Source organism: Pseudomonas sp. Ps21-P2, from assembly GCF_039672565.1.
GTDB lineage: Bacteria > Pseudomonadota > Gammaproteobacteria > Pseudomonadales > Pseudomonadaceae > Aquipseudomonas.
Genome location: NZ_JBDFPL010000001.1, coordinates 702,168 through 725,862, shown reverse-complemented (window position 1 = coordinate 725,862; position 23,695 = coordinate 702,168). Strand labels below are relative to the sequence as shown.

Here is a 23,695-nt window from a genome sequence, read left to right as displayed (position 1 = left end):
GTCAGCCCATCAGTTCGGAAATCTCGATCAGATTCAGGTCCGGGTCACGCACATAAACCGACCGAATCGGCCCCGTCGCGCCGGTGCGCTGGACCGGCCCTTCCACGATCGGCCACGCCTGCGCCTGCAAGTGCGCGATCACCGCGTCGAGGCTGTGGCTGGCGATAAAGCACAGGTCCAGCGCGCCGGGCACCGGCAGGTGAGCCTTGGGTTCGAACTCGTGACCGCGCTCGTGAACGTTGATCTTCTGGTTGCCAAAGCGAAACGCCAGGCGGCCGCTGCCGAAGGTTTCCAGCTGCATGCCCATGACGCGAACGTAGAAATCCTTGCAGGCCCCCACGTCCACGGTGGTCAGGACCAGATGGTCAAGGTGCTCAATCATTGCGTGCGCTCCGTGGGCTAAATGGGTAGACCGTGAGGCAGTCCTTCGGCACCGACCTCAGTGTTCGTTCTTGTCCAGCATTCTCAGCTTCTGCGGCAATGCCCACATTAACAGGCCAGCCGCGATCAGGCTGCTCACGCCGATGACGTAAAGCGCGGGCGTCGTGGTGCCGGTGAGGTCTTTGATCCCGCCGACCATCACCGGGCTGACGATGCCGCCAAACTGCCCCAGGGTGTTGATCAGCGCGATACCGCCCGCAGCGCCGGCACCTGCGCCCGCCAACAGCTTGGGCGGGAGGGTCCAGAATGCCGGAATGGCGGCGACGATCCCGCCACCGAGCATGGCCAGGGAGACGATCAGCAGGCTGGTGTGCTGGGCAAAAAATCCCGCGCTGAAGAAGCCGATGGCCCCAAGCACCATCAGCCCGCAGACGAATTTGCGGCGTTCGCCGCTGGCATCCGAGAGACGTCCGACAACGATCATGCTGACGGCGCCGAAGATATACGGAATGGCCGTGAGCAGCCCGATGATCACAGGGCTTTCGACGCCGGCGCTGCGAATCAGCTGCGGCGCCCAGAAGTTAAGGCCGTAGGACGCCACCTGAATCAGGAAATAAATCAGCCCGAGCATCAGGAAGCCCGGCATTTTCAGCGCGGTCAGCAGCGAACCGCCCTGCTTGTTCGGCTCATGCTCGGCGATGCGGCTGGAGAGGTAGGTCTTCTCGTCGTCGGTCAGCCAGTGGGCATCCGCGACACGGTCCTTGAGCAGCTTCAGCACAGCGAAACCGAGGGCAATGCAAGGCAGGCCACCGAGGAGGAACAGCCAGTGCCAGCCACGCAATTGCATCACGCCGTCCATATGACCGAGCACCAGCCCCGAGACCGGCGCGCCAAGCAACCCGGCGAAGGCCGACGCCAGGAATAGAATCGACGTGATGCGACCCCGGTAGGTCTGCGGGAACCAGAGCGTCAGGTAAAACAGCACGCCCGGTGCGAACCCCGCTTCCATGGCGCCGATGATGAAACGCAGCACATAGAACTGCCATTCGGCGGTGACGAAGACCATGAGCGCCGTGGCGACGCCCCACGACATCATGATGCGGGCAATCCAGCGCCGCGCCCCCACCTTGTACAGCATGATGTTGCTCGGCACTTCGAACAGCACGTAGCCGATGACGAACAGGCTCGCCCCCAGCCCGTACGCGGTGTCGCTCAGGCTCAGATCCGTCTGCAGCTGGAACTTGGCGAAGCTGATGTTGATGCGATCAAAAAACGCGAACAGGTAGCAGACCATGATCAACGGCATCAAACGCCAGGCGACCTTGCGGATCAGTGCCTTTTCGGCGCTTACAACCTCGGCGAGGCTGCTGTTCGGGGTCAGAACAGAGACGGTCATTGCAATACTCCAGATGGACTCCCTGAGAGAGCCCTATTGTTTTTGTTGTCTGGACGCGTACGCAGCGGAGTGCGCGCGTTTGTGGGGGAAAACCGGGACGGGCGCCGCGTCAGCCGGGCAGATTTTCCGGCGCCGGGTGAAGATCACGGTTGCGCCCTGCCTTGGCCACCTGCCCCGGCATTTCATGGCCCAGCAGCTCCGGTAAACCGCGCGACAGGACGAGCAGATGCGCCAGGTCAACGCCTGTCTCGATGCCCATCTCATCGCACATATTCACCAGGTCCTCGGTGCAGATATTGCCCGATGCACCCGGCGCAAACGGGCAGCCACCGAGCCCGCCCAGCGAGGCATCAAAGCGCCGCGCCCCCGCTTCGTAAGCGGCGAGCACATTGCTCAGCCCCAGGCCGCGGGTGTTGTGAAAATGCAGCGTCAGCGCCGATGCCGGAACGCGCGCAAGCACGCCCTGCACCAGCGAAAACACCTGACGGGGGTTGGCCATGCCAGTGGTGTCGGCCAGGGAAATGCCGTGCATGCCCAACGCCAGATAGTCATCGACGATCCGCAGCACACGGTCTTCATCGATGCGGCCCTCGAACGGGCAACCGAACGTGGTGGCAATGGAGCCGTTCAGGCTAAGCCCAGTGCCCGAGGCCAGCGAGACCACCTCGGCGAAGCCCGCCAGCGACTGCTCGCAACCCATGCGCATGTTCGCCAGGTTGTGGGTCTGGCTGGCGGACATCACCAGATTCAGCTCATCGGCACCCGCCTCGATGGCCCGCTGGGCACCGCGCAGGTTGGGAATCAGGGCGACGTAGATCACACCGGGCTGGCGCCGGATGCCGCGAAACACCTCATGCCCGTCACGCAAGGCCGGAATGGCTTTGGGAGAAACAAAAGAACCGGCTTCGATTCGGCTGAAACCGGCGAGAGAAAGTTGGTCGATCAAGGCGATCTTGTCAGCGGTGTCCACCCAGGTCGGCTCGATCTGCAAGCCGTCGCGCGGCGACACTTCCTGCACGATCAGGCGCTGGGAAAAGTCGGTGATCATTGCACCACCCCACTGTGCTTGAGCTGCGCAATGTCATCGGCGCTCATGCCCAGCTCGCCGAGCACACTGTCAGTGTGCTGCCCCAGCGCAGGGCCTTGCCAGTTCACCGAGCCTGGGGTTTCCGAGAGTTTCGGCACGATGCCCGGCATCTTCACCGTGGCCCCGCCCGGCAGATCGGCGTCGAGAATCATCCCGCGCGCCTGGTAGTGAGGATCGGCGACGATGTCCGCGACGTTGTAGATCCGCCCCGCCGGCACCTCGGCCGCCTCAAGCGCCTTGAGCACGTTGTCGATGGGCAAGGCCGACGACCACGCGCTGATCGCCCCGTCGAGCATGTCGCTCTGGGCGGCGCGGCCGTCGTTGTGGGCGAACTCGGGATCCTCGGCCAGATCGGCGCGGCCAATGGTCTGCATCAGGCGCTTGAAGATCGGGTCGCTGTTGCCGGCGATGACCACGTAGGCACCATCGGCGGTCGGGTAAGTGTTGGACGGCGCAATGCCCGGCAGTGCGCCGCCACTGCGCTCACGGACGTGGCCAAGCATGTCGTATTCCGGCACCAGGCTTTCCATGACGTTGAACACGCTTTCGGCCAGGGACACATCGACCACCTGACCATCGCCCTGGCCGGTCTTGACCCGCAACAGCGACATCAGCGCGCCCATCACCGCGTGCATCGACGCCAGCGAATCCCCCAGGCTGACCCCGACTCGCGCCGGGGGCGAGCCCGGCGTGCCGGTGGTGTAGCGGATGCCACCCATGGCTTCGCCAATGGCGCCGAACCCGGGACGGTCGCGGTAAGGACCGGACTGGCCGTAGCCGGAAATGCGCACGAGGGTGAGTTTGGGGTTCAGCGCGTGGAGCACGTCCCAACCCAGACCCAGTTTTTCCAGCGCACCGGGCCGCAGGTTTTCGATCAACACGTCAGCGCTTTCAGCCAGCCGCTTGACGATGTCGATGCCTTCGGGGGATTTGAGGTTCAGGGAAAGGGATTTTTTGTTGCGCGACTGCAGGTACCACCACAGCGAAGTGCCTTCGTGCAGCTTTCGCCATTTACGAAGCGGATCGCCCTGCCCCATGGATTCGATTTTGATCACCTCGGCGCCGAACTCGCCCAGCAGGCGGGCGGCAAAGGGTGCAGCGATCAGTGTGCCGATTTCAATGACGCGCACGCCTTGAAGGGGGCCTGTCATAGCGGTGACCTCGAGTCTTTCTTGGAATTTGTCGCCAAGACTAGAGGAACAGGGTTCTGCAAATCCAACCGTCAGTTGGCAACGACCGTTCGCGAAACGCGAAGGCTCAGCCTCCGTGGCGCTGCAGATGCTCGAACAGCAACTGGCTGACCGGCGACAGTGCCGCGGTGTCGCGCACCACCAGAATCAGCGTGCGCCGGGCCCATGCATCGCTCAAGCCTACGGCCCTGAGGCCCAGCGACGGACCGAGCAGGTCGAACGCCTTGCGCGGCAGTACGCCGATGCCCATGTCGGCCTGGACCATCCGGCACATGGCGTCGAAACCCGGCACGTGGATGCGCACCCGCAGCGGCCTGCCGTGGGCGCGAGCGGCGTTCTGGGTACGCATGTTGATGGAGCTGGCGGCGTGCAAGCCGATGTAGTCACTGCCGAGGGTGTCCTCGAACGCCACCTGTTGCTCCCCGGCCAGCGGGTGATCGTCACGCATCACGACGACCAGTTCGTCGCGGCGATACGGTGCGCTGTGAAGGCCCTGAGTGTCGGTGTCTTCAGAGCAGATGCCGATGTCCGCGACACCATCGACCAAGCCCTGCACGACGCCGTTGCTGGGCCGCTCTTCGAGATCGACTTTGACCAACTCATGAGTGGCCACGAAGGCGTGCAGGTCTTCCGGCAAGAACTGAATGATGGCCGAGAGGTTGGCCAGCATCCGCACATAACCGCGCATGCCCTGCAGGTGCTCGTCGAGTTCAAGTCCCATTTTTTCCAGATCGGAGAGCATCCGCCGGGCATGGTGCAGCATCGTCTCGCCTGCTGCCGTCAACAGCATGCCCTTGGCATTGCGCAGGAACAGGCCAATGCCGAGCACTTCTTCCAGCTCCAGCAGCCGCTTGCTCGCAGCCGAGACCGCAATCGCCTCCCGCGCCGCCGCCCGGGTCAGGGTGCCTTCTTCGTACACCGCAACGAACAGCCTGAGGGTAATCAGGTCGAGTCGGCGGATGAGGTTTTTATGGAGCATGGGACGTACTCGATCAGGGCGCGGCCGAAAGCATACACGCGCTGCTGCTTGGTGAGACCGGCTTCAGCCGGGAATCGGCCAGGGCGAGCACGATCAATTTCGCGGCGTGCCATCCGACGCCTTCCCGGCTAAAGCCGGTCCCACTATCGATACGCGCTGTGCTAGTGGGACCGGCTTTAGCCGGGAATATGCCAGCGTGTGCGCCATCCATTTACGTCGAGACAAATGACGCCTTCCCGACACGAGGCTGACATAACGGGGTTGCCGTCCGAGTCTCCGACGGCAACCGCATCCATCCAAAAGGATTGCCCAGACACTGCATTTCTGCCAAAAAGAGGATAATCCGCCATCAAGCTGAACCGATTCAGGTCGATAACAGGGGGATTCCTCTTTCTACGGACAGCTCCCAGATGAACCTCAGACGCCTCAACATTGCTCCCCGCTCGCTGATCTGCTTCGGCTTTTTCGCCGTATTGATCGCCGCCGTCGGACTGTTCTCACTGATGCAATCGTCCAGGCTGAAAGACGCCCGCGACGCCCTGCAGGACAACGTGCTGCCCACCCTCCTCGCCATCGCCGACATCAAAAATGACCTGCTGACCATCCGCCTCGGCAACACCAGCCTGCGCGCCGCACAAAGCCCCGCCAGCACCGACGCCGCCATGAAGCGCGTCAGTCAGGGCCGTGCCGAACTGGAGAAAGACGTGCAGGGCCTGAGGTCATTGCTGATCACCGAGCGTGGCCTGAACGCCTACCGCGAGATGGAGCGCGACATGCAGGCCTACCTCGCCGTGCACACGCGCTTTCTCGACGCCGTGGCGCAGAAACGGGATGACATTATCGTTTCGCTGACCGAACCGTCCGGGGAACAGACCCGCGCGGCCGACGCCCTCGCCAAGGACATCGCGACCATCGCCGACCTGGGCAACCAGAAAATGCAGGACTCGGATGTCGCGGCAGATGAAAGTTACGCTCAGTCCCGCGATGTCATCATTGGCGCCATCGTGATCGCCCTCGCTGCCACCCTCGCCCTGGCTGCGCTGTTTACCCGCAGCCTGGTGGCGCCCATCGCCAAGGCCCTGGCCGTCGCGGAGAACATCGCTGCTAATGACCTGAGTAAGCCGATTCAAGTGGACGGTTCCGATGAGCCGGGCCGCCTGCTGCAAGCGCTGTCGGTGATGCAACAGAACCTGCGCCACACCCTCTCGGAGCTCGGCCACTCGTCTAATCAGCTGGCCTCGACTTCCGAAGAGATGACCGCCGTGACTGAAGAATCCCTGCGCGGGGTTCAGCGTCAGAATGACGAAATCAATCAGGCCGCCACGGCCATCAATCAGATGAGCGCAGCGGTGGAAGAAGTCGCCCACAACGCCTCCCTGGCTTCGACGGCGGCACGGGATTCCAGCGACTCGGCGGAACAGGGCCGCCTGCGGGTCAACGAAACCATTTCGGCGATCAACGAGCTGCATGACTCGGTCGGCAGCACAGCGGATGAGATCAATGGCCTGGCCGGCCAGGTGCAGAACATCAGCGGCGTGCTGGACGTGATCCGCGGCATCGCCGATCAGACCAACCTCCTCGCCCTCAACGCGGCCATCGAAGCGGCCCGCGCAGGCGAAGCCGGACGTGGTTTCGCGGTGGTGGCCGACGAAGTCCGCGCCCTGGCCCACCGCACCCAGCAGTCCACGGCCGAGATCGAAAAGATGATCGACTCGATCCAGGGCGGCACACACAAGGCGGTCACGGCCATGGGCCAGAGCAGCGAGCGCGCCCGGGTCAGCCTGGACGTGGCCGGTGCCGCCGGTCGTGCCCTCGCCGAAATCAAAACTGCCATCGTGTTGATCAACGAGCGCAACGTCAGCATCGCCACCGCCACTGAACAACAGGCCCAGGTCGCGCGGGAAGTCGATCGCAACCTGACTAGCATCCGCGACCTGTCACTGCAGACCTCTGCCGGCGCCCATCAGACCTCGGCGGCGAGCAATGAACTGTCGCAACTGGCGGTGGGCCTGAACGGTCTGGTGATGCAATTCAGAACTTAATGGCACCCGCGGAATCGCAACACTGAGCCGCCTGTTGGCGGCATCAGATGATTTCGGAGGTAAAGCATGAAGTTTGTAAAGCTGGGTTCCACGGGTCTGGACGTGTCGAGGCTGTGCCTGGGGTGCATGACGTTTGGCGACCCGGATGCCGGCACGCACCCGTGGACGCTGGATGAAAACGCCAGCCGGCCGATCATCAAGCATGCTGTCGAGCAAGGCATCAACTTCTTCGACACGGCCAACAGCTATTCGGCGGGCACCTCGGAAGTCATCGTCGGCAAGCTGCTCAAGGAGTTCACCCGTCGCGAAGAAACCGTCATCGCGACCAAGGTGTTTTTTCCGGCCAACATGTGGGAAGGCTCCAAGCGACCCAACGAACAGGGCCTGTCGAGAAAAGCCATCATGGCCAACATCGACGCCAGCCTGACGCGGCTCGGCACCGATTACGTCGACCTGTACCAGATTCATCGCTGGGATTATCACACCCCCATCGAAGAAACCATGGAAGCGCTGAACGACGTGGTGCGGGCCGGCAAGGCGCGCTACATCGGCGCGTCGTCGATGTTCGCCTGGCAGTTCGCCAAGGCTCAGCAGGTCGCGACAGCCCATGGCTGGAGCCGCTTTGTGTCCATGCAGAACTACCTCAATCTGGTGTACCGCGAAGAGCAGCGCGAGATGATTCCGCTGTGCTTGGATCAGGGCGTCGGCCTGATGCCCTGGAGCCCGATGGCCCGTGGCAGACTCACCCGGCCCCACGGTCAGCAAACCGAACGCACGAAAACCGACATCTCTGGCCAGTCGTTTTACGAGGCAACGGAAGTCGAGGACGGCCGCGTCATTGATGTGGTCGAGCACATTGCCGGCGAGCGCGGCGTGCCCATGGCGCAGGTCGCGCTGGCCTGGGTGCTGGCCCAGCGGGGCGTGTCGGCGCCGATTGTCGGTGCCTCCAAGCCGCACCATCTGGACGATGCGATCGCGGCGCTGGAACTGGTGCTCAGCGATGATGAAGTGAAACGCCTTGAAGCGCCTTACGTTCCCCATGCTGTCACGGGCTTCGCGTGAAGCCCAACGGTAACTCCGGGCTTGCCACCGGCCGGGCCGTCGTGTTGTTCGACGGCACCTGCAAACTGTGCAATGGCTGGGCGACCTTCATCATCAGCCAGGACCGCGAGCACCGCCTGACCCTGGCGGCCGTGCAGTCGCCCGAGGGTCAGGCCCTGCTGAAATGGGCCGGGTTGCCCCAGGACCAGTTCAACACCATCGTGCTGGTGGAAAACGACCGCTTTTATGTGCGCTCGGACGCGATGTTCAAGATCTTGGCCCACCTGCCCGCGCGGTGGCACTGGTTGCTCATGGCGCGGATTTTCCCGAGGGTGTTGCGCGACTGGCTGTACGACAAGATCGCGCTGAACCGCTACAAGCTGTTTGGCCGTTATGACGCGTGTCGCTTGCCTGCGGCGGACCATCCGGGCCGCTTCCTGAGCAAGAACGCCCTCAACCACCGCTAAATCTTCAGCGGCTGAAATGCCGTCTTCGTGAGCAAGCTCACTCCCACACGTCCTGCGCATGGCCCGAAATCTCAAGCCGATCCGCGATCCCGTGGGAGCACTCCCACACGTCCTGCGCATGACTCGAAATCCCAAGCCGTTCCGCGATCCCGTGGGAGCACTCCCACACGCCTTGCCCATCACTCGAAATCTCAAGCCGTTCCGCGATCTTGTGGGAGCGAGGTTGCTCGCGAAAGCTATCTTCAGTCCGCGGAGAAAGTGGCCCAATGTACCGGCCCGTTCGTGAGCAAGCTGACTCCAACACGTTTAGAGCATGGCTCGAGATCTCGAGTCAGCTCACCTAGAGAAATCCCACTATATGGGACGGATAATCACATATTGAGGTATCAGGATATGTCGTCTATCGTGGGACGTCTTCGCTTCCCGCAGCTCCTTATATAAAAACAACAGGAAATCCCATGCCCCAGCCATTAATGGATTCGGGCCTGCACGCCAGCACCATGAAGCGCCTCAACCTCAAGTTGATCCCCTTCCTGATGCTGCTGTACATGGTCGCGTATATCGACAAGTCGAACATCTCCGTCGCCGCGTTGCAGATGAATGCCGAGCTGGGCCTGACCGCTCGCATGTATGGCATCGGCGTGGGCCTGTTCTTTCTGACGTACATCCTTCTTGAAGTCCCGACCAGCGTCATCCTCACGCGGGTCGGCGCGCGGCGCTGGATTGCGCGGATCATGATCACCTGGGGCATCGTCGCGGCGGGCATGGCCTTCGTGCAGAGCGCCAACCAGCTGTACGGCATGCGCCTGCTGCTGGGCGCCGCCGAGGCCGGTTTTACGCCGGGGATCATTTACTACCTGTCGCAGTGGTACCCGAAGACCGATCGAGCGAGGGCCATGTCGTTCTTCTACATCGGCGCCGCCCTGGCGTCGGTGATCGGCCTGCCGCTGTCGGGCGCATTTCTGCACCTGGACGGGTATTTCGGCGTCAGCGGCTGGCGCTGGCTGTTTCTGCTGGAAGGCCTGCCGGCGGTGATCCTCGGGATCGTTGTGTTGCGCTACCTGCCGGATTCGCCGCAGACCAGCCACTGGCTGCACGCCGATCAGAAGGAATGGCTGAGCCGCACCATTGCGGCTGAGCAAGCGAGCTCGCCGATCTCCCACCATGCCGCTTGGCAGACCGCATTTCGCAGCCGTCAGGTCTGGCTGTTGAGTCTCTTCTGGCTGTTGCAGGCGTTCGGCACCATCGGCATCACGCTGTTCCTGCCGCTGATCGTCAAGTCGGTGTCCGGCCAGGAATCGTTCACCGTCAGCGTCATGTCGGCGCTGCCCTTCCTGTTTGCGTGCGTGTTCATGTATTTCAACGGCACCCATTCCGACCGCAAGGGCGAACGCGGCTGGCACCTGGCGCTGCCACTCATGGCCGCCGGTGTGCTGCTGGCGCTGGCGGTGTGGACCAGCAACCCGTGGCTGGCCTACGGCTTGCTGGTGGTGGCGGTCGGTCTGAACTGGGCCGCGACGCCGGTGTTCTGGGCGACCATCACCGAATACCTGTCCGGTGCTGCCGCTGCGGCGTCCATCGCGCTGATCAACTCCATCGCCAACATCGCCGGCCTTGGCCTGCCGCCGGTCATGGGCTGGATCAAGGACGCCACCCAGAGCTACGACTACGCGCTGCTGCTGGTCTCCGCAGCTTTGGTCGCTGGCGGTGTGCTGGGACTGTTCCTGGCCCGCGCGCCCCGTGCCGCACCGGTCACCGCCCGCGCAACTGCTCCCGCTGCTGCGCCTGTCCCAAGAGGTTTAGATGAAGCCAAGGCTCCTTAAAATTGCCCGTTTACCGGCCATGCTCGATGACGCGCTGAACGCGACCTACGAGGTAGTGGAAGCCGATCAGGACGGCACCGGCGTCGACGAATCGACCGCCGACATCCGCGCCATGGTCGCCAATGGCGAATCCACCGTCAGCCGCCAGTTGATCGACAGCCTCCCTGCTCTGGAAGTCATTGCCGTGTTCGGCCTGGGCTACGACGGCGTCGATGTGGCAGCGGCGCGGGAACGTGGCATCCGCGTCACCCACACCCCCGATGTGCTCACCGAAGACGTGGCGGATTTCGCCATGGCCTTGATGCTGGGCATCGCGCGCAACCTGCGGGTCGCCGACCGTTTCACCCGCTCGGGCGCCTGGGCAAATGGCCCCATCGCCTTCAGCCGCAAGGTCAGCCGGGCGCGACTGGGCATCATTGGTCTGGGCCGCATCGGTGCTGCCATCGCCCGTCGCGCCCAAGGCTTCGACATGTCGATCGCCTACACCGGGCGCCGGCCACAGGACGTCGCGTTCACCTATTACGCGTCGGCGCTTGAACTCGCTGCGGCGGTGGATTTTCTCGTCGTCGCCGTCGGTGGCGGCGCCAGCACCCATCATCTGGTGGACGCGCAGGTGCTGGAGGCGCTGGGACCGAAGGGCTATCTGATCAACGTCGGCCGTGGCAGCGTGGTCGATGAAACCGCCCTCGCCCGGGCCTTGGCCGAAGGTCGTCTGGCCGGCGCGGCGCTGGACGTCTACGAAAACGAGCCGCACCCCGCCGCTGCGCTGCTTGATCTGGACAACGTCCTGCTCACCCCGCACATGGCCAGCGCCACGTGGGACACCCGGCAGGCGATGTCCGATCTGGTCATGGCCAACCTCCACGCCTGGCACCGCGGCACAGACTTGCCCACGCCCGTGCCGGACTAGTCCGACGTCGCCAGCGGCTCGATGAATGAACAACCGAGCCGCAGCAGACAGAATGGGTTGCCTGTTTGCGATGAGTATTTGCAGGTATGGTGTGGCTTTCCCCTGCCAAGGAAGATCCATGGCCACGAACCCCTCCAGCCACGCTCAAAAACACCTCGCCGTTCTGATCGATGCGGACAACGCCCCCGCCGCCATCGTCGAAGGCCTGTTCGAAGAAATCGCCAAATACGGCGTCGCCAGCGTCAAGCGCATCTACGGCGACTGGACCGGGCCGCAGCTCGGCGGCTGGAAGAAGGTCCTGCTCGACCACTCGATCCAGCCCATTCAGCAGTTCGCCTACACCAAAGGCAAGAACGCCACCGACAGCTCACTGATCATCGACGCCATGGACCTGCTGTACACCCGCCGCTTCGATGGCTTTTGCCTGGTCTCCAGTGACAGCGATTTCACCCGCCTAGCCTCGCGATTGCGCGAGGAGGGCCTGACCGTGATTGGCTTCGGTGAAGAAAAAACGCCCCGGCCATTCGTGGCGGCCTGCGATAAATTCATTTACATCGAATTGCTCCGCGAGGAAGTGATTGCCGCCGCCAGCGCAGAGCAGACGCTCGACGCTCCCGCGCAGTCAGAACTGGCCAAACCCGCAGCGACCGAGACGGCAAAACGGCCCAAAGCGCCCATCAGCTTCATCGCAAAAATTCTCGACGACATCGCCGACGAAGATGGCTGGGTGCAGCTCGGCGCCCTCGGCACCAACATCACCAAGCTGCGGCCGGAATTCGACCCGCGCACCCACGGCTACAAAAAGCTCAGCGACCTGATCAAGGGCTACCCGCAGGCGTTCGAGCTGCAAGCCAGACCCGCGTCCAGTGGCACGGCGGTGATGTACGTCAGGCACAAACAAAACGGCAAGTAACCCGACCAGCGTTTCTCATCTATGGAGCCATGCATGCCCATCTATTCAGTCGACTACCGCTTCAACGCTGAACCCCGCAATCATCGCTTCGACCTGAATCAGCCGAAACTGTCAGCGAGCGACGCCGCGATGCACCTGCTTGAGCTGCATTTCGGCGACAGCGAAAACAGCCTGATCATGCCCAACGCCGATGCCGAACCGGATGAAATCATCGAACAGGCCGGCCACCTCGGGCTGACGGACATTCGCGTCACGCAGGTCGCTTCCGAGTAGGCCTGCCGACGACGTCCGGTAAAAACGTTGAACCCTGCAGCGGCACCTGCATCCGATCACTACGACTGAACATTTCCCGACTGACAGGTGCCCCATGATCGAGATCAACAGCTACACGACCGTCAAACGACGGGAGCGCGTGCCCCATGACGTATTTGCCCATTACTGGCGCGACGTCCACGGCCCGCTGTGCTCGCGGCTTCCGGGCCTTGGCTTGTACATTCAGCACCACTTTTCCCGGCAGCAGGACGCGCACCTCTGGCCACTCGCCGATGGCATCAGCGAGATTCAGGATTACGAACTGGACGGTGGCGTGGAGATCGGCTTCGAATCTGCTGCGGACCAGAAGCAGTTTCAGGAGGCCAGCCCGATTTTGTTTTCGGACGAGCAAAACATGTTCGACGAAACCCTGGCCTACGCCCTGCCCCAAGGCTCGCTGACCCTAACCAATTCGCTGGCGGATGAGCGGTTCAACGGCACCGACACCTTCGACCGTATTCACATCCACTTCAGCCCGCGGGAAACCCTGGCGCAGCTGCACGCGTACCTGAAGTCAGATCTGGGACCGCTGCTGGCAGCGTCCGATGAAGTGGTGAAAGTCTGTCTGCACCTCTGCGAACCTTTCGAGAACGATGGCCAGCACCCACCTGCGCCCAACGTCGCGCACTTTGCCAACCCGGCCCGCGCCGAACTGGCTGTGCTGGAAATCGCGTTCAAGTCGCCGCTGGCACGTCGGCGGTTTTTCCAGAGCGAGGTGTTCCAGAACACCCTGCCTGAACAATCGAAGCACATCGCCCAGCTCAAGACGTTCGCCGTCTCCGGGCTCTACACCTACGTGCGCGACAAGTCCCTGACCACCGCAGGATTGCGCGGCAGTCGGGCAGCCGAGCTGATTGAACACCTGGGCGCGGTGAATCAAGTTCAACCGGATGTTCAAGAGCTGATGCTCAAAGGCACGCAGTCCCGCTGACAATTCCGGTCGGCGGCCGTAGACCACGGCTGCCGACGCCTTTCCAGCCTGTGAGCACCCGCCACGGCCTCGCAATTGATCCGATCTATGCATCAAAGGATGAAAAAATAACGATTATCGTCGTCTGAAAATTGCCACAGAATCTCCAGTTACAAGCGCTTACAAACTCAAAAAAAACGCTGGAGAACAACATGCATCAACCGCCAAGCCAGACCTCCTCCGGGAAGTCCAGGGCAGGAATGGTCTTCCGGGTCACCTCCGGAAACTTTCTTGAACAGTTCGACTTCTTCCTCTTCGGCTTCTACGCCACCCAGCTCGCCTCCGCTTTCTTTCCCGCCAGCAACGAGTTCGCCTCGTTGATGATGACCTTCGCTGTCTTCGGTGCAGGGTTCTTGATGCGGCCGCTGGGCGCCGTGCTGCTGGGGGCGTACATCGACGACGTCGGCCGCCGTCGCGGTCTGATCGTGACCCTGGCAATCATGGCCAGTGGCACCTTGCTGATCGTCCTGGTGCCGGGTTACGCGACGATCGGCCTGTGGGCACCGGCGCTGGTCTTGCTCGGGCGGCTGCTGCAGGGATTCTCCGCAGGTGCAGAGATGGGCGGCGTGTCCGTCTACCTCGCCGAAATGGCAACGCCGGGGCGCAAAGGTTTTTACGCCAGTTGGCAATCGGCCAGTCAGCAAGTGGCCATCGTTGTCGCCGCCGCCCTAGGTTACGGCCTCAATCAATGGCTTGCCCCGACCGAGCTGTCGGCATGGGGCTGGCGCATTCCGTTTGCCGTCGGCTGCCTGATCATCCCGTTCATTTTCCTGCTGCGCCGCAGCCTTGAAGAAACCGCAGAATTCACCACGCGCAAACACCGCCCGACGATGAAGGAAGTGTTCGCAACCCTCCTCGGCAACGCCAGTGTTGTCATCCTCGGGATGCTGATGGTGGCGATGACCACCACCGCCTTTTACATGATCACCGTTTACGCACCGACCTTCGGCCGCTCGGTGCTGCAGCTCAGTACCAGTGATGCGCTGATCGTGACGCTGCTGGTGGGGGTGTCGAACTTCTTCTGGCTGCCCATCGGCGGCGCCCTGAGTGACCGACTGGGGCGCAAGCCGCTGCTGCTGGCGATGTCATTGCTGACGCTGCTGACGGCCTATCCCGCGCTGGCATTCCTGGCCCAGGCGCCGACCTTTGCCCACATGCTCGAAGTGCTGCTGTGGTTCTCGTTTCTCTACGGCATTTACAACGGCGCGATCATTCCCGCGCTCACGGAAATGATGCCCGTCGAGGTGCGCGTGGCCGGTTTCTCCCTCGCCTACAGCCTGGCGACAGCAATTTTCGGAGGCTTCACGCCGGCTGTTTCGACCTGGCTCATTCACCTGACCGGAGACAAGGCCGCGCCGGCCTACTGGATGATCTTCGCCGCCCTGTGCGCCTTTACCGCGACGCTGGTGCTGTACCGCCGTCTCGCCACTCAGTCACTTGCCACTGCTTGAAGGACCCTGTCATGAACTCTTTACTAAAACCCCTCTGCGTCATGGCGCTGACCAGCTGCGCCTACGGCAACTTCGCGTACGCCGAAGCGCTGACCGTCATGACCTCGGGCGGCTTCACTGCCGCCTATCAACACCTGGGGCCGCAATACGCAGAGCACAGCGGCAACACGCTGAAAACGGTGCTCGGCCCGTCGATGGGTAAAGCGGCGGAAGCCATCCCCAACCGGTTGAGTCGCGGCGAGCACGCCGACGTGGTGATCATGGTGGGTTACGCACTGGATGATTTGATCAAGCAGGGCAAGGTCGACGCCGCCTCGCGTGTGGAACTGGCGGACTCGCGCATCGGCATGGTAGTGAAGGCCGGCGCCGACAAACCTGCCATCGGCACCGATGCTGAACTGAAAGACACCCTGCTGGCGGCCAAGTCAGTGGCCTATTCAGACAGCGCAAGCGGCGTCTACATCGAGAAAGAGCTGTTCAAGAAGCTCGGCGTTCAGCCGCAGCTGGCGCCCAAAAGCAAGATGATCGAGCGCATTCCGGTGGCCTCCGTCGTGGCCAAGGGTGACTACCAGCTGGGCTTCCAGCAGGTCGCCGAATTGTTGCCGATCCCCGGCGTGACCTTCGTCGGCAAGATTCCGGAAGACGTGCAATCGGTGACCCGCTATGCCGCCGGGATTCCGAAAAATGCCGATCACCCCGTTGAAGCGAAGGAGCTGCTGAAGTTTTTGTCATCCCCCGACGCCCAGGCGAGCATTCGCGAGACCGGCCTGGACTCAGTCCCGCGGTAACGTCCCGGGCAGCGCGCGAATCCGCTGCTCCAGCTCCAGTGCCGCGGGCGTCAATGTGCGTCCGCGGCGTTTCAGCACGCCCATCTGCCTGATCACCTCCGGCTCCACCAGCCGCACTTTGGCCAGGATCGGGTGGGCAGAGATCGGCATCGCAATGGACGGCACCACCGCAATGCCCAGCCCCGCCTCGACCAGGCCAAGCACCGTCGTCACGTGGCGTGCTTCGCAGACGCTGTTCCTGCCCGGCTGAAAACCTGAAAGCGCGCGATCCAGCACCAGACGATTGCCCGAAGATTTATCCAGCGTGATGCAGTCGTGTTCGCACGCCTGAGCCCAGGTGACGGTGTCGAGGACGGCCAGCGGATGGTCGCGGCGGCAGGCAATCACGTAGTGCTCTTCGAGCAGCGGACTGAACTCGATTTCCGGCGCCAGGTTGCCGGTGAAACTCACCCCGAAATCGGCTTCCCCTGACGCCACCGCTGCACTGACTTCGTTGGCCGAGACGTCGATCAGCCTGATGTTGATCAACGGGTATTGCCCGTGAAAGCTGCGGATCGCATGGGGCAGGAAATAGTAGGCCGCAGACGGTACGCAGGCCACGGTCAGCGTGCCCCTGCGGTTGGCGCCACCGTCGCCGATGCTGAGCAGCGCCAGATCCAGGTCATCCAGGAGACGTTCGACCTGGGGCAGAAACGCTCGCCCAACGTTGGTCAACGATACCTTTCGCGTGGTCCGCTCAAACAGCTTGACCCCCAGGGCGGACTCAAGCTTTTCGATGCGACGGCTCAGCGCCGACTGGGTGATGCGGATGGACTCGGCCGCCCGGCGAAAGCCCTGCTTTTCAACCACCGCACGAAAAGCCTGAAGGTCATTGAGGTCGAAGTTGATGTTCACGGCATGTCGTCGCTTTGATCGTAGACGGGCATCAATGGTAAGGCGCAACGCGTCGGCGAGCCATCCCCGGGCGAGTCCCACGGCTGCCCCTTGCACGGAACGAATGGCCTAATAAAGCGTGTCGGCGATCCGGCCTGGCAGCGCCTTGTCGTAGGCCTCGCCGTCGATGGCTGCCTTCGAAACCTCCTTGAGAATCTGACCCGCTGTCGGCAGCGCGCTGCGCGGCACCTGTTTGGACGCACCCCACAGCCCTGCCCTGATCACCGCCCGGCTGCACTGGAAATACACGCTGGTGACGGTGATTTTCAGCACCGACTTCGGCGGCTTCCCGTCCACGGCAAAACGCTCCAGCAGGTCGGGCGCGATGGAGATCTGCGCCGTGCCGTTGACGCGCAGGGTTTCGCCCACGCCCGGTACGAGAAACAGCAGCGCGACTCGCGGGTCTTCGACGATGTTGCGCAGGGTGTCGATGCGGTTGTTACCGCGTCGGTCCGGCAGATACAGCGTCTGGCTGTCTTCGATGTGCACGAAGCCTGGCTGATCTCCCCGCGGCGAGGCATCCAGGCCGCCTGCGCCCGACGAGGCGAGGATCACAAAGGACGCCGCTTCGATGAACGGCCGGTAAACCGGGTGAATGTGGTCAACTTCTTTGACCAGAGACGGCGGCGCGATCGGGCCATACACCGCTTCCAGTGCCGCTACGGTTGTCAGGTATGAGCTGTCTTCAAGATCCATCGTGGTTCTCTGCGGTTTCTTCTTTAAAGGAAAGGGTCGGTATGCACTTACGCCTTGTCCCCGATTGGGGCAATAGTGGCAGACGCGTGTGGCAGATTGAGCGGCGATCTGATTCACTGCCTGCCTTTTCACCGTCCAGCATCTGCACACCGGGTAACCAGGCATGAACCGTCGCAAGAAACTTAACCAGATCCTCAGAGCCAACGCAAAAAAGGCGAGTGCCAAACTGGCGCCGAAGAACAAAGACACCTACGTCAGCAAGGCCGACCGGTTGAAGCTGGCTGAGGCCAATGCTGAAGCCACGACCGAATCCACCCCTGAAGCGGTCCGCCCTTCCGAGGCGGTTTGAACACCCTCCATTTGCGATGCGCCGCCTACCCCTGGTAGGACCGGCTTCAGCCGGGAAGACGCCAGCGCGTACGCCATCAATTTTGCAGTGTGATTGCCGGCGCCTTCCCGGCTAAAGCCGGTCCCACAGGGCGCGCGCGGTGTCAGTGGGACCGGCTTCAGCCGGGAAGAGACCAGTGTGTACGCCATCAATTTTTCAGTGTGATTGCCGACGCCTTCCCGGCTAAAGCCAGTCCTACGGGACGCGCGGGGTGTCAGTGGGACCGGCTTCAGCCGGGAAGAGGCCAGTGCGTACGCCATCAATTTTTCGGTGTGATTGCCGACGCCTTCCCGGCTAAAGCCAGTCCCACAGAAAGCTCCGGTTTCAGCCGGGAATGGTCTTCGATCACCGCCCGTACGCGATCGGCATCGGCGGCGGTGACCGGGTTATAGACGATCATCGACAGATCCAGTCGCCCGTCCACCGCAAAGTTCGAGTATTCCAGCTCGATGATGCCATGGGGGTCGTGGCGCAGGCGTTTGGTGCCCTCGCCCTGTAGCCGCACGTCGTTGTCTCGCCACAGCACCGCGAATTCCGGGCTCAGGGTGCACAGTTCTTCCGCCAGCCGGGTGACCTCGGACGCCGCGCCGGCGCGGGTCGCGTCCGCCCGAAAGGCCGCAACGATGAACCGCGCCACCGCGTTCCAGTCAGCCTGGCGGGCCTGGGCGCGCGGGTTGCAGAACATCAGGCGCAAGATGTTGCGTTGCCCCACTGGCAGCAGGCTGTAATCGGTGAAGACCGCCGCCGCTGCGGTGTTCCACGCCAGCACGTCCCATGTTGCCGTTTTGATAAACGCCGGGCTGAACGCAAGGGTGTCGAGGACCCGTTGCAGTCGCGGCGTCACCCCGTCGGGCGCGCTGTAGACCACTTCCGGCGGATGGCCGAAAGCGAGCATGAACAGGTGCTCGCGCTCGGGTTCGGTCATCAACAGACTTTCCGCAATCCGGTTCAGCACCTGCGCCGAGGGTGCCCCGCCGCGCCCCTGCTCCAGCCACGTGTACCAGGTCGCGCTGATATTGGCGCGCTGCGCGACTTCTTCCCGGCGCAGACCCGGTGTGCGTCGCCGGCCGGAAAAGCCGAAACTGGCCGGATCAAGGCGCGCACGGCAATCCTTCAGATACGTGCCCAGCAAATGAACAGAGGGGTTGGCCATGGTGATCCTGTTGGTTTTTATACCCTGATGACGTCACGTCTTTTAAGCGGATAAACGTTACGCGCATCCTGCCGGCTTCAGCAAAAGGAGTTTTCAGCAATGCGCGTATTTCTTACCGGCTCCACAGGCTTTATCGGCTCCCACGTCGCCCGGGACTTACTCGCTGCGGGTCACCAAGTGCTGGGCATGACCCGTTCTCAAGCGGGAGCAGAAGCATTGCGGGCCATCGGCGCCGAGCCCCATCACGGCACCCTCGAAGACCTCGCCAGCCTCAGACTCGGCGCCGAGCAGTGCGACGCGGTCATTCACACCGCGTTCGATCACGACTTCGCCCACTTCGTCGACAACTGCCAGAAAGAGGCGCGGGCCATCGCCGCACTGGGCGAAGCGCTGGCCGATTCGCAGCGCCCGTTGCTGATCACTTCGGCCACACCGATGGGCTCGTCGGCACCGGGCGAGCCTGCCGATGAAGATCATTTCAATGCCGAGCATCCCAATCCCCGCGCCGCCTCGGAACGGGCAGCAGAGGCGCTGTTGCAACGCGGCCTCAACGTGGTGGTCATGCGCCTTTCGCAAATCCACGACACGGTCAAACAGGGACTGGTCACCGAACTCATCAAGCACGCGCGGGAGACCGGCGTCGCGGCATATGTCGACGCAGGCATGAATCACTGGTCCGCCGCGCACATTTCAGACACAGCCCAGCTGTACCGACTCGCGCTGGAAAAACACCAACCCGGCGCTCGCTATCACGCAACCGCCGAAACCCACATCCCCTTCCACCTCATCGCTGAAGCCCTGGGTGAAGGCCTGGGGCTGCCCGTTGTTTCAGTGCCAGCCGACGAGGCGATGGCGAGGTTCGGCTGGCTGTCGAGCTTTGTGGGACGGGATATGTCGAGCAACAGCAGCAAAACCCGGGCGCGATTGGGCTGGGTGCCGACCGGGCCGGGTTTGATTGAGGATCTCAAGAGGTGTTTTGAACGGCGGTGAATGATCCGTAGAGACGCCGAGCTGCCGATTCTAACCAAGGGCCCGTGCGCGCAACGGGCCTACAGCGCGTCAGAACCCCACGAGAAGCGATAAGCGCGCACGGGCGCCGGCGGATGGCAACGACCATTGTCCGCGTCGGCGCCGACGATCAACCACTCCGCCCTCGACGTTGATCCCAGCTGGCGAGCCTTGTCGGCCATGAAACAGCGCTCCAGCTCAGCGGCGGGCACCAGGGCAAAGGCGGATGGGTGGGTGCGCAGCCAGAGGGCGGCGTGCTCGACGGCGGATTGATCGGCAAAGCCGAAGTGCACCACCGGCTGGCGGGCGAACAGCCAGTGCCCTTCCCGCCAGCCGACCAGCACCAGTTCAGCGCCGTCGGTCAGCCGGGCCGCTTCGCCCATCAGCACCTTGTGGGGGTTGGGCCCGTCGGTGAACGGTTCGACGAAGCCCCGGCCGAACCACAGGCAAAACCATGCCACCACCGCCACGCCAAACACAGCGCGGGCCTTCGGACGATTGCCAAACCAGCGGCGAAGCAGCCACGGAATCAGCGGCGCGGCTGCCAGCACCAGGCCGGGTAGCGCAGGGAAGATATAGATTTTGCGCTTGCCGGTGCTCAGGCAGAAAAACAGCACCACCAGGACCACCCAGCCCAGCAACAACAAGATCCGTGCGTCGTGCTTTCGCAATTGGCGACGCCAGGCGGGTACCAGCCACGGCAACGCCAGCACCAGCGGCAGCCAGTACTGCGGAATGACAGTGAGGAAATACCAGAACGGTTCGCGGTGATCCCAGGCCGACGCGTAGCGGCCACCGGTCTGGTGAAACAGGATTTCCTTCAGGTAGGCCACTTCGTCAGCGCCACCCTTGAGCCAGACCGTGGCGAGCAGCGGCACAAGCCAGACTGCACATCCCGCCAGCACCGCCAGAAAACCGGTCGCCCAACGAAGCCCTTGCCCCGGCATGACGGCTACACCCGACCAGCCCTTTCGCACGGCATAGACGTAGGGCACCAGCATCAATGCCGGCAGAAAACCCACCCCTTTGCTAATGATGCCCAGGCCCATGGCCAGACACGCGACGTAGAACCAGCCCCACGCCGGTCCCAGCAGCAGATGACGGACCATGCCGTAGAAGCCGAGCGCGACCCACAGGCACAGGAAGCTGTCGATCTGGCCGGTACGCAGGATGCTGTAGGTCTGGTACGTCGCCAGAAACAACAGCGCGGCGATGCGACCCACTCTGCGGCACCAGAGGCGTCGGCCCAGGTCGTACAACACCGCCGTGGCGGTGGCCGCCGAGAGCAGGCCCGGAATGAAGAGTGCCAGCGACGGCGAACCGGTCAGCCAGGTGAAAAACGCGACCGTCCACATGAACAAGGGTGGTTTGTCGCCGTAGATTTCACCGGCCCGATGGGGGATCAGCCAACTGCCGCTGTGCAGCATTTCCAGCGCGACGCCCAGAAACCGTTCTTCGTCGACATTCAGCGGCTGCCGGATGCCAAAGCCGGCGCCGACCAGAATCAGCGCAAGCGCCACCAGCGCCAGGCACTGCAACGCGGGAGAATGAACACGTCCCACCGGCTATTCCTTAAGGTCTTTGTGTTTGGCAATCAGCTGCAGGTTGCGCAGGTAAACCACAAAGCCAAATGACTGACCGATGATGAACACCGGGTCTTCGCGGTAGATGGCGTAGAGCAGCAACAACGCGCTGCCGAGCATGCTCAGGTACCAGAAGCCCACCGGAATCACGCTGCGTTTCTTGATTTCGCTGTACAGCCATTGCAAGACGAAACGGCCGGTGAAGACCGCCTGACCGAGAAATCCCACCGTGAGCCAGAGCGTTTCGCGGGTGAAATTCATCCGTTCATCTCCTCGGGCTGCGTATTGAGTCGCGTGCGGCGCACCAGCCACCAGACCCCGAACAGGTCGAGGATGCCCACAAGCGCACGGTCCAGATTGCCGTAGTTGGAAACGCCGGCCTGACGATGACGGTGGTGAACCGGATGAACGATCATTCGGCCGTGATGGCGCTGGATCAACGCGGGAATGAAGCGGTGCATGTGGTCGAAGTAAGGCAGCTGCAGAAACGCCGCTCGATGGATCAGTTTTAGCCCGCAACCGGTATCGGGCGTCGCGTCCTTGAGCAGGCGGCTGCGCAAGGCATTGGCGAAGCGGGACGCCCAGCGCTTGCTTGCGGTGTCTCGCCGGTTGACCCGATGCCCCGCCACCAACCTCACCGGCTGGCCCTGGTTCCGGTCATTGCCCTGCCCGGCATTGCGCACCAGCACCAGCATGCAGGGCAAGTCGGCGGGGTCGTTCTGGCCATCGCCGTCCAGCGTCGCCAGCCACTCACCGCGCGCGGCCTGGGCGGCATGCCAGATCGAGGTGCTCTGTCCGAGGGAAACCCCGTGGTGCAGGATTCGCAGGGGCTCATACCCTTCGGCCTTGATCTGCTGAAGGACACGCAGCGTGTCGTCGGTGCTGCCGTCGTCGACCACCAACACCTCGTAGCGCTCCCCGGCCAGCGCGGTGCGTACTTCATTGAGCAACGAAGGCAGGTTTTGCGCTTCGTTTTTTGCCGGGATCAATACCGACACAAACACCGATTCACTCATCACGCCCACCGCGCCTCTTGTTTTGATTGTCTGGCCTGTTTGTTCTGGTCGCAGGAATAGAAGTCGCCGTACCAGCGCACGAATTCAGCCACGCCCTGCTCAAGCCCGACCTGCGGACTGAAGTCGATCCATTTCGCCAGCCCGGAGACATCGGCCCAGGTCTGCAGCACGTCCCCCGGTTGAAGCGGCAGATAGTTGCGCCTGGCACGAATCCCCAGCGCCGATTCCAGGCACTGCACGAAGTCGAGCAGCTTCACCGGCGCCCCTCGCCCGATATTGAACAGCTGACACGGCGCGACCCCGTCCATGAGCGGCGGTGGTTTGGGCAACAGCCGACTCATCGACTCGATGATGTCGTCGACGTAGGTGAAATCCCGCGCCATCTCGCCGTCGTTGTAGATATCGATGGGCTCGCCTTTGAGGATGGCCCGGGTAAATTTGAACAGCGCCATGTCCGGCCGCCCCCATGGGCCGTAGACGGTAAAAAACCGCAGGCCCGTCGCCGGAATCCGGTACAGATGCGAGTAGCTGTAGGCCATGAGCTCGTTGGCGCGCTTGGTCGCGGCGTACAGGGAAACGGGCTGCTCAACGGCGTCTCCCACGGCAAACGGCATCTTGGTGTTGGCGCCGTACACCGAACTGCTCGACGCATAAACTAGGTGCTTCACGGGGTATGCCCGGCAGGCTTCCAGGACGTTGAGAAAGCCGACCATGTTGGCATCGGCGTACACACTCGGGTTATCGATGGAATACCGGACCCCGGCCTGGGCCGCCAGATGAATGACCTCGCTGAAGCCGGACGCGCTGAACAGCCGGAGCAAAGCCTGTGGGTCGACGATGTCGATGGGCTGAAACTGAAAAGAGGGGAAGTGTTCAAGCTGCGCCAGTCGGGCACGCTTGAGATCGACGCTGTAGTAATCGTTCAGGTTGTCGATGCCCACCACTTGAACGCCCTGGCTGCACAACGTTCTGGCCATGTGAAAGCCGATGAACCCCGCAACCCCGGTGATCAGCACCGTCATTGCGCTATCGCCCAGCGGCGGCATCGAGCCTGGGTAAGTCCTGCGTATCCTGCGCTTAAGACAGTGACATTCATTTCATGAGTCCTTTGACAGAACCGGCCAACCGCCCGAAATCCCTGGGTCAGCTGTCCGTTTCTGCTGGATGC

General features: G+C 62.6%; 24 protein-coding genes. 12 read left to right on the top strand and 12 right to left on the bottom strand.

Features of this window, described 5'->3' with window-relative positions; translation table 11 throughout:
• Nucleotide 1: 1 nt before the first annotated feature.
• The 5 genes from ABEH28_RS03115 to ABEH28_RS03095 form a co-directional block, all read right to left on the bottom strand.
• A complete protein-coding gene (locus ABEH28_RS03115) occupies nucleotides 2-382 on the bottom strand; it encodes a VOC family protein (protein ID WP_346629073.1) in 381 nt (126 codons plus the stop codon).
• Between the two features lie 57 nt (nucleotides 383-439).
• Complete coding sequence (locus ABEH28_RS03110; RefSeq protein ID WP_346629072.1) at nucleotides 440-1,777, bottom strand: MFS transporter; 1,338 nt, start codon at nucleotides 1,775-1,777, stop codon at nucleotides 440-442.
• Nucleotides 1,778-1,886: 109 nt separating this feature from the next.
• On the bottom strand, nucleotides 1,887-2,825 hold the full coding sequence (locus ABEH28_RS03105) for a hydroxymethylglutaryl-CoA lyase (RefSeq protein ID WP_346629071.1): 939 nt from the start codon (nucleotides 2,823-2,825) through the stop codon (nucleotides 1,887-1,889).
• Nucleotides 2,822-4,015 (bottom strand): CaiB/BaiF CoA-transferase family protein, encoded by a 1,194-nt coding sequence (locus ABEH28_RS03100; protein ID WP_192173519.1) that lies wholly within the window; start codon nucleotides 4,013-4,015, stop codon nucleotides 2,822-2,824. The genes ABEH28_RS03105 and ABEH28_RS03100 overlap by 4 nt, the downstream gene beginning before the upstream one ends.
• Before the next feature lie 106 nt (nucleotides 4,016-4,121).
• Complete coding sequence (locus tag ABEH28_RS03095; RefSeq protein WP_346629070.1) at nucleotides 4,122-5,033, bottom strand: LysR family transcriptional regulator; 912 nt, start codon at nucleotides 5,031-5,033, stop codon at nucleotides 4,122-4,124.
• Between the two features lie 410 nt (nucleotides 5,034-5,443).
• Here ABEH28_RS03095 and ABEH28_RS03090 point away from each other — a divergent pair, with 410 nt between their 5' ends.
• The 10 genes from ABEH28_RS03090 to ABEH28_RS03045 all read left to right on the top strand — a co-directional run bounded on the left by ABEH28_RS03090 (nucleotide 5,444) and on the right by ABEH28_RS03045 (nucleotide 15,750).
• A complete protein-coding gene (locus tag ABEH28_RS03090) occupies nucleotides 5,444-7,075 on the top strand; it encodes a methyl-accepting chemotaxis protein (RefSeq protein ID WP_282372008.1) in 1,632 nt (543 codons plus the stop codon).
• A 66-nt stretch (nucleotides 7,076-7,141) separates the two neighbouring features.
• Entirely contained in the window at nucleotides 7,142-8,137 is a 996-nt protein-coding gene (locus ABEH28_RS03085; protein WP_346629069.1) for an aldo/keto reductase, read from the top strand.
• On the top strand, nucleotides 8,134-8,583 hold the full coding sequence (locus ABEH28_RS03080) for a thiol-disulfide oxidoreductase DCC family protein (protein ID WP_346629068.1): 450 nt from the start codon (nucleotides 8,134-8,136) through the stop codon (nucleotides 8,581-8,583). The genes ABEH28_RS03085 and ABEH28_RS03080 overlap by 4 nt, the downstream gene beginning before the upstream one ends.
• A 458-nt stretch (nucleotides 8,584-9,041) precedes the next feature.
• Entirely contained in the window at nucleotides 9,042-10,406 is a 1,365-nt protein-coding gene (locus tag ABEH28_RS03075) for an MFS transporter (protein WP_346629067.1), read from the top strand.
• The gene (locus tag ABEH28_RS03070; protein ID WP_346629066.1) at nucleotides 10,387-11,316 is read left to right on the top strand and encodes a 2-hydroxyacid dehydrogenase; all 930 of its coding nucleotides are present in this window, start codon (nucleotides 10,387-10,389) and stop codon (nucleotides 11,314-11,316) included. Before ABEH28_RS03075 ends, ABEH28_RS03070 begins: the two co-directional genes overlap by 20 nt.
• Before the next feature lie 118 nt (nucleotides 11,317-11,434).
• Nucleotides 11,435-12,229 carry an NYN domain-containing protein gene (locus ABEH28_RS03065; protein ID WP_346629065.1) on the top strand — a complete coding sequence of 265 codons (795 nt, stop codon included), beginning with the start codon at nucleotides 11,435-11,437 and terminating at the stop codon, nucleotides 12,227-12,229.
• Between the two features lie 33 nt (nucleotides 12,230-12,262).
• Nucleotides 12,263-12,502 carry a hypothetical protein gene (locus ABEH28_RS03060; RefSeq protein WP_346629064.1) on the top strand — a complete coding sequence of 80 codons (240 nt, stop codon included), beginning with the start codon at nucleotides 12,263-12,265 and terminating at the stop codon, nucleotides 12,500-12,502.
• Between the two features lie 94 nt (nucleotides 12,503-12,596).
• Entirely contained in the window at nucleotides 12,597-13,472 is an 876-nt protein-coding gene (locus ABEH28_RS03055) for an EthD domain-containing protein (protein WP_346629063.1), read from the top strand.
• A gap of 191 nt (nucleotides 13,473-13,663) precedes the next feature.
• Nucleotides 13,664-14,962 carry an MFS transporter gene (locus tag ABEH28_RS03050; RefSeq protein WP_346629062.1) on the top strand — a complete coding sequence of 433 codons (1,299 nt, stop codon included), beginning with the start codon at nucleotides 13,664-13,666 and terminating at the stop codon, nucleotides 14,960-14,962.
• A gap of 41 nt (nucleotides 14,963-15,003) precedes the next feature.
• The gene (locus ABEH28_RS03045; protein WP_346629195.1) at nucleotides 15,004-15,750 is read left to right on the top strand and encodes a substrate-binding domain-containing protein; all 747 of its coding nucleotides are present in this window, start codon (nucleotides 15,004-15,006) and stop codon (nucleotides 15,748-15,750) included.
• On the opposite strand, the gene ABEH28_RS03040 is transcribed toward ABEH28_RS03045, so the two are convergent.
• Nucleotides 15,736-16,644 (bottom strand): LysR substrate-binding domain-containing protein, encoded by a 909-nt coding sequence (locus tag ABEH28_RS03040; protein WP_192173506.1) that lies wholly within the window; start codon nucleotides 16,642-16,644, stop codon nucleotides 15,736-15,738. The genes ABEH28_RS03045 and ABEH28_RS03040 overlap by 15 nt on opposite strands.
• A 108-nt stretch (nucleotides 16,645-16,752) precedes the next feature.
• The gene (locus ABEH28_RS03035) at nucleotides 16,753-17,379 is read right to left on the bottom strand and encodes a pyridoxamine 5'-phosphate oxidase family protein (RefSeq protein ID WP_346629061.1); all 627 of its coding nucleotides are present in this window, start codon (nucleotides 17,377-17,379) and stop codon (nucleotides 16,753-16,755) included.
• Nucleotides 17,380-17,542: 163 nt separating this feature from the next.
• Between ABEH28_RS03035 and ABEH28_RS03030 the strand changes: the two genes are divergently transcribed.
• Nucleotides 17,543-17,728 (top strand): DUF2986 domain-containing protein, encoded by a 186-nt coding sequence (locus tag ABEH28_RS03030; RefSeq protein WP_282372019.1) that lies wholly within the window; start codon nucleotides 17,543-17,545, stop codon nucleotides 17,726-17,728.
• Between the two features lie 298 nt (nucleotides 17,729-18,026).
• On the opposite strand, the gene ABEH28_RS03025 is transcribed toward ABEH28_RS03030, so the two are convergent.
• On the bottom strand, nucleotides 18,027-18,920 hold the full coding sequence (locus tag ABEH28_RS03025) for a helix-turn-helix transcriptional regulator (RefSeq protein WP_346629060.1): 894 nt from the start codon (nucleotides 18,918-18,920) through the stop codon (nucleotides 18,027-18,029).
• A gap of 99 nt (nucleotides 18,921-19,019) precedes the next feature.
• Here ABEH28_RS03025 and ABEH28_RS03020 point away from each other — a divergent pair, with 99 nt between their 5' ends.
• Entirely contained in the window at nucleotides 19,020-19,910 is an 891-nt protein-coding gene (locus ABEH28_RS03020; RefSeq protein WP_346629059.1) for an SDR family oxidoreductase, read from the top strand.
• Nucleotides 19,911-19,969: 59 nt separating this feature from the next.
• Here the strand turns inward: ABEH28_RS03020 and ABEH28_RS03015 are convergent, their stop codons facing one another.
• From ABEH28_RS03015 to ABEH28_RS03000, 4 genes are read right to left on the bottom strand one after another with little or no spacing between them, the layout of a single operon-like run.
• Nucleotides 19,970-21,490 carry a glycosyltransferase family 39 protein gene (locus tag ABEH28_RS03015; protein ID WP_346629058.1) on the bottom strand — a complete coding sequence of 507 codons (1,521 nt, stop codon included), beginning with the start codon at nucleotides 21,488-21,490 and terminating at the stop codon, nucleotides 19,970-19,972.
• A gap of 3 nt (nucleotides 21,491-21,493) precedes the next feature.
• Nucleotides 21,494-21,772: a lipid-A-disaccharide synthase N-terminal domain-containing protein gene (locus ABEH28_RS03010; protein WP_192173500.1), complete on the bottom strand. Its 279-nt coding sequence runs from the start codon at nucleotides 21,770-21,772 to the stop codon at nucleotides 21,494-21,496.
• Nucleotides 21,769-22,527, bottom strand: a complete 759-nt coding sequence (locus ABEH28_RS03005) for a glycosyltransferase family 2 protein (RefSeq protein ID WP_346629057.1) — start codon at nucleotides 22,525-22,527, stop codon at nucleotides 21,769-21,771. Before ABEH28_RS03005 ends, ABEH28_RS03010 begins: the two co-directional genes overlap by 4 nt.
• Nucleotides 22,527-23,549 carry an NAD-dependent epimerase/dehydratase family protein gene (locus ABEH28_RS03000; protein WP_346629056.1) on the bottom strand — a complete coding sequence of 341 codons (1,023 nt, stop codon included), beginning with the start codon at nucleotides 23,547-23,549 and terminating at the stop codon, nucleotides 22,527-22,529. The genes ABEH28_RS03005 and ABEH28_RS03000 overlap by 1 nt, the downstream gene beginning before the upstream one ends.
• Between the last annotated feature and the right edge of the window lie 146 nt (nucleotides 23,550-23,695).

Bases quoted from the DNA above. Each gene is read 5' to 3' on its own strand.
- ABEH28_RS03115 (WP_346629073.1), bottom strand. From the start codon at position 382: ATGATTGAGCACCTTGACCATCTGGTCCTGACCACCGTGGACGTGGGG.
- ABEH28_RS03110 (WP_346629072.1), bottom strand. From the start codon at position 1,777: ATGACCGTCTCTGTTCTGACCCCGAACAGCAGCCTCGCCGAGGTTGTA.
- ABEH28_RS03105 (WP_346629071.1), bottom strand. From the start codon at position 2,825: ATGATCACCGACTTTTCCCAGCGCCTGATCGTGCAGGAAGTGTCGCCG.
- ABEH28_RS03100 (WP_192173519.1), bottom strand. From the start codon at position 4,015: ATGACAGGCCCCCTTCAAGGCGTGCGCGTCATTGAAATCGGCACACTG.
- ABEH28_RS03095 (WP_346629070.1), bottom strand. From the start codon at position 5,033: ATGCTCCATAAAAACCTCATCCGCCGACTCGACCTGATTACCCTCAGG.
- ABEH28_RS03090 (WP_282372008.1), top strand. From the start codon at position 5,444: ATGAACCTCAGACGCCTCAACATTGCTCCCCGCTCGCTGATCTGCTTC.
- ABEH28_RS03085 (WP_346629069.1), top strand. From the start codon at position 7,142: ATGAAGTTTGTAAAGCTGGGTTCCACGGGTCTGGACGTGTCGAGGCTG.
- ABEH28_RS03075 (WP_346629067.1), top strand. From the start codon at position 9,042: ATGCCCCAGCCATTAATGGATTCGGGCCTGCACGCCAGCACCATGAAG.
- ABEH28_RS03070 (WP_346629066.1), top strand. From the start codon at position 10,387: ATGAAGCCAAGGCTCCTTAAAATTGCCCGTTTACCGGCCATGCTCGAT.
- ABEH28_RS03065 (WP_346629065.1), top strand. From the start codon at position 11,435: ATGGCCACGAACCCCTCCAGCCACGCTCAAAAACACCTCGCCGTTCTG.
- ABEH28_RS03060 (WP_346629064.1), top strand. From the start codon at position 12,263: ATGCCCATCTATTCAGTCGACTACCGCTTCAACGCTGAACCCCGCAAT.
- ABEH28_RS03055 (WP_346629063.1), top strand. From the start codon at position 12,597: ATGATCGAGATCAACAGCTACACGACCGTCAAACGACGGGAGCGCGTG.
- ABEH28_RS03050 (WP_346629062.1), top strand. From the start codon at position 13,664: ATGCATCAACCGCCAAGCCAGACCTCCTCCGGGAAGTCCAGGGCAGGA.
- ABEH28_RS03045 (WP_346629195.1), top strand. From the start codon at position 15,004: ATGGCGCTGACCAGCTGCGCCTACGGCAACTTCGCGTACGCCGAAGCG.
- ABEH28_RS03035 (WP_346629061.1), bottom strand. From the start codon at position 17,379: ATGGATCTTGAAGACAGCTCATACCTGACAACCGTAGCGGCACTGGAA.
- ABEH28_RS03030 (WP_282372019.1), top strand. From the start codon at position 17,543: ATGAACCGTCGCAAGAAACTTAACCAGATCCTCAGAGCCAACGCAAAA.
- ABEH28_RS03025 (WP_346629060.1), bottom strand. From the start codon at position 18,920: ATGGCCAACCCCTCTGTTCATTTGCTGGGCACGTATCTGAAGGATTGC.
- ABEH28_RS03020 (WP_346629059.1), top strand. From the start codon at position 19,020: ATGCGCGTATTTCTTACCGGCTCCACAGGCTTTATCGGCTCCCACGTC.
- ABEH28_RS03010 (WP_192173500.1), bottom strand. From the start codon at position 21,772: ATGAATTTCACCCGCGAAACGCTCTGGCTCACGGTGGGATTTCTCGGT.
- ABEH28_RS03005 (WP_346629057.1), bottom strand. From the start codon at position 22,527: ATGAGTGAATCGGTGTTTGTGTCGGTATTGATCCCGGCAAAAAACGAA.
- ABEH28_RS03000 (WP_346629056.1), bottom strand. From the start codon at position 23,549: ATGACGGTGCTGATCACCGGGGTTGCGGGGTTCATCGGCTTTCACATG.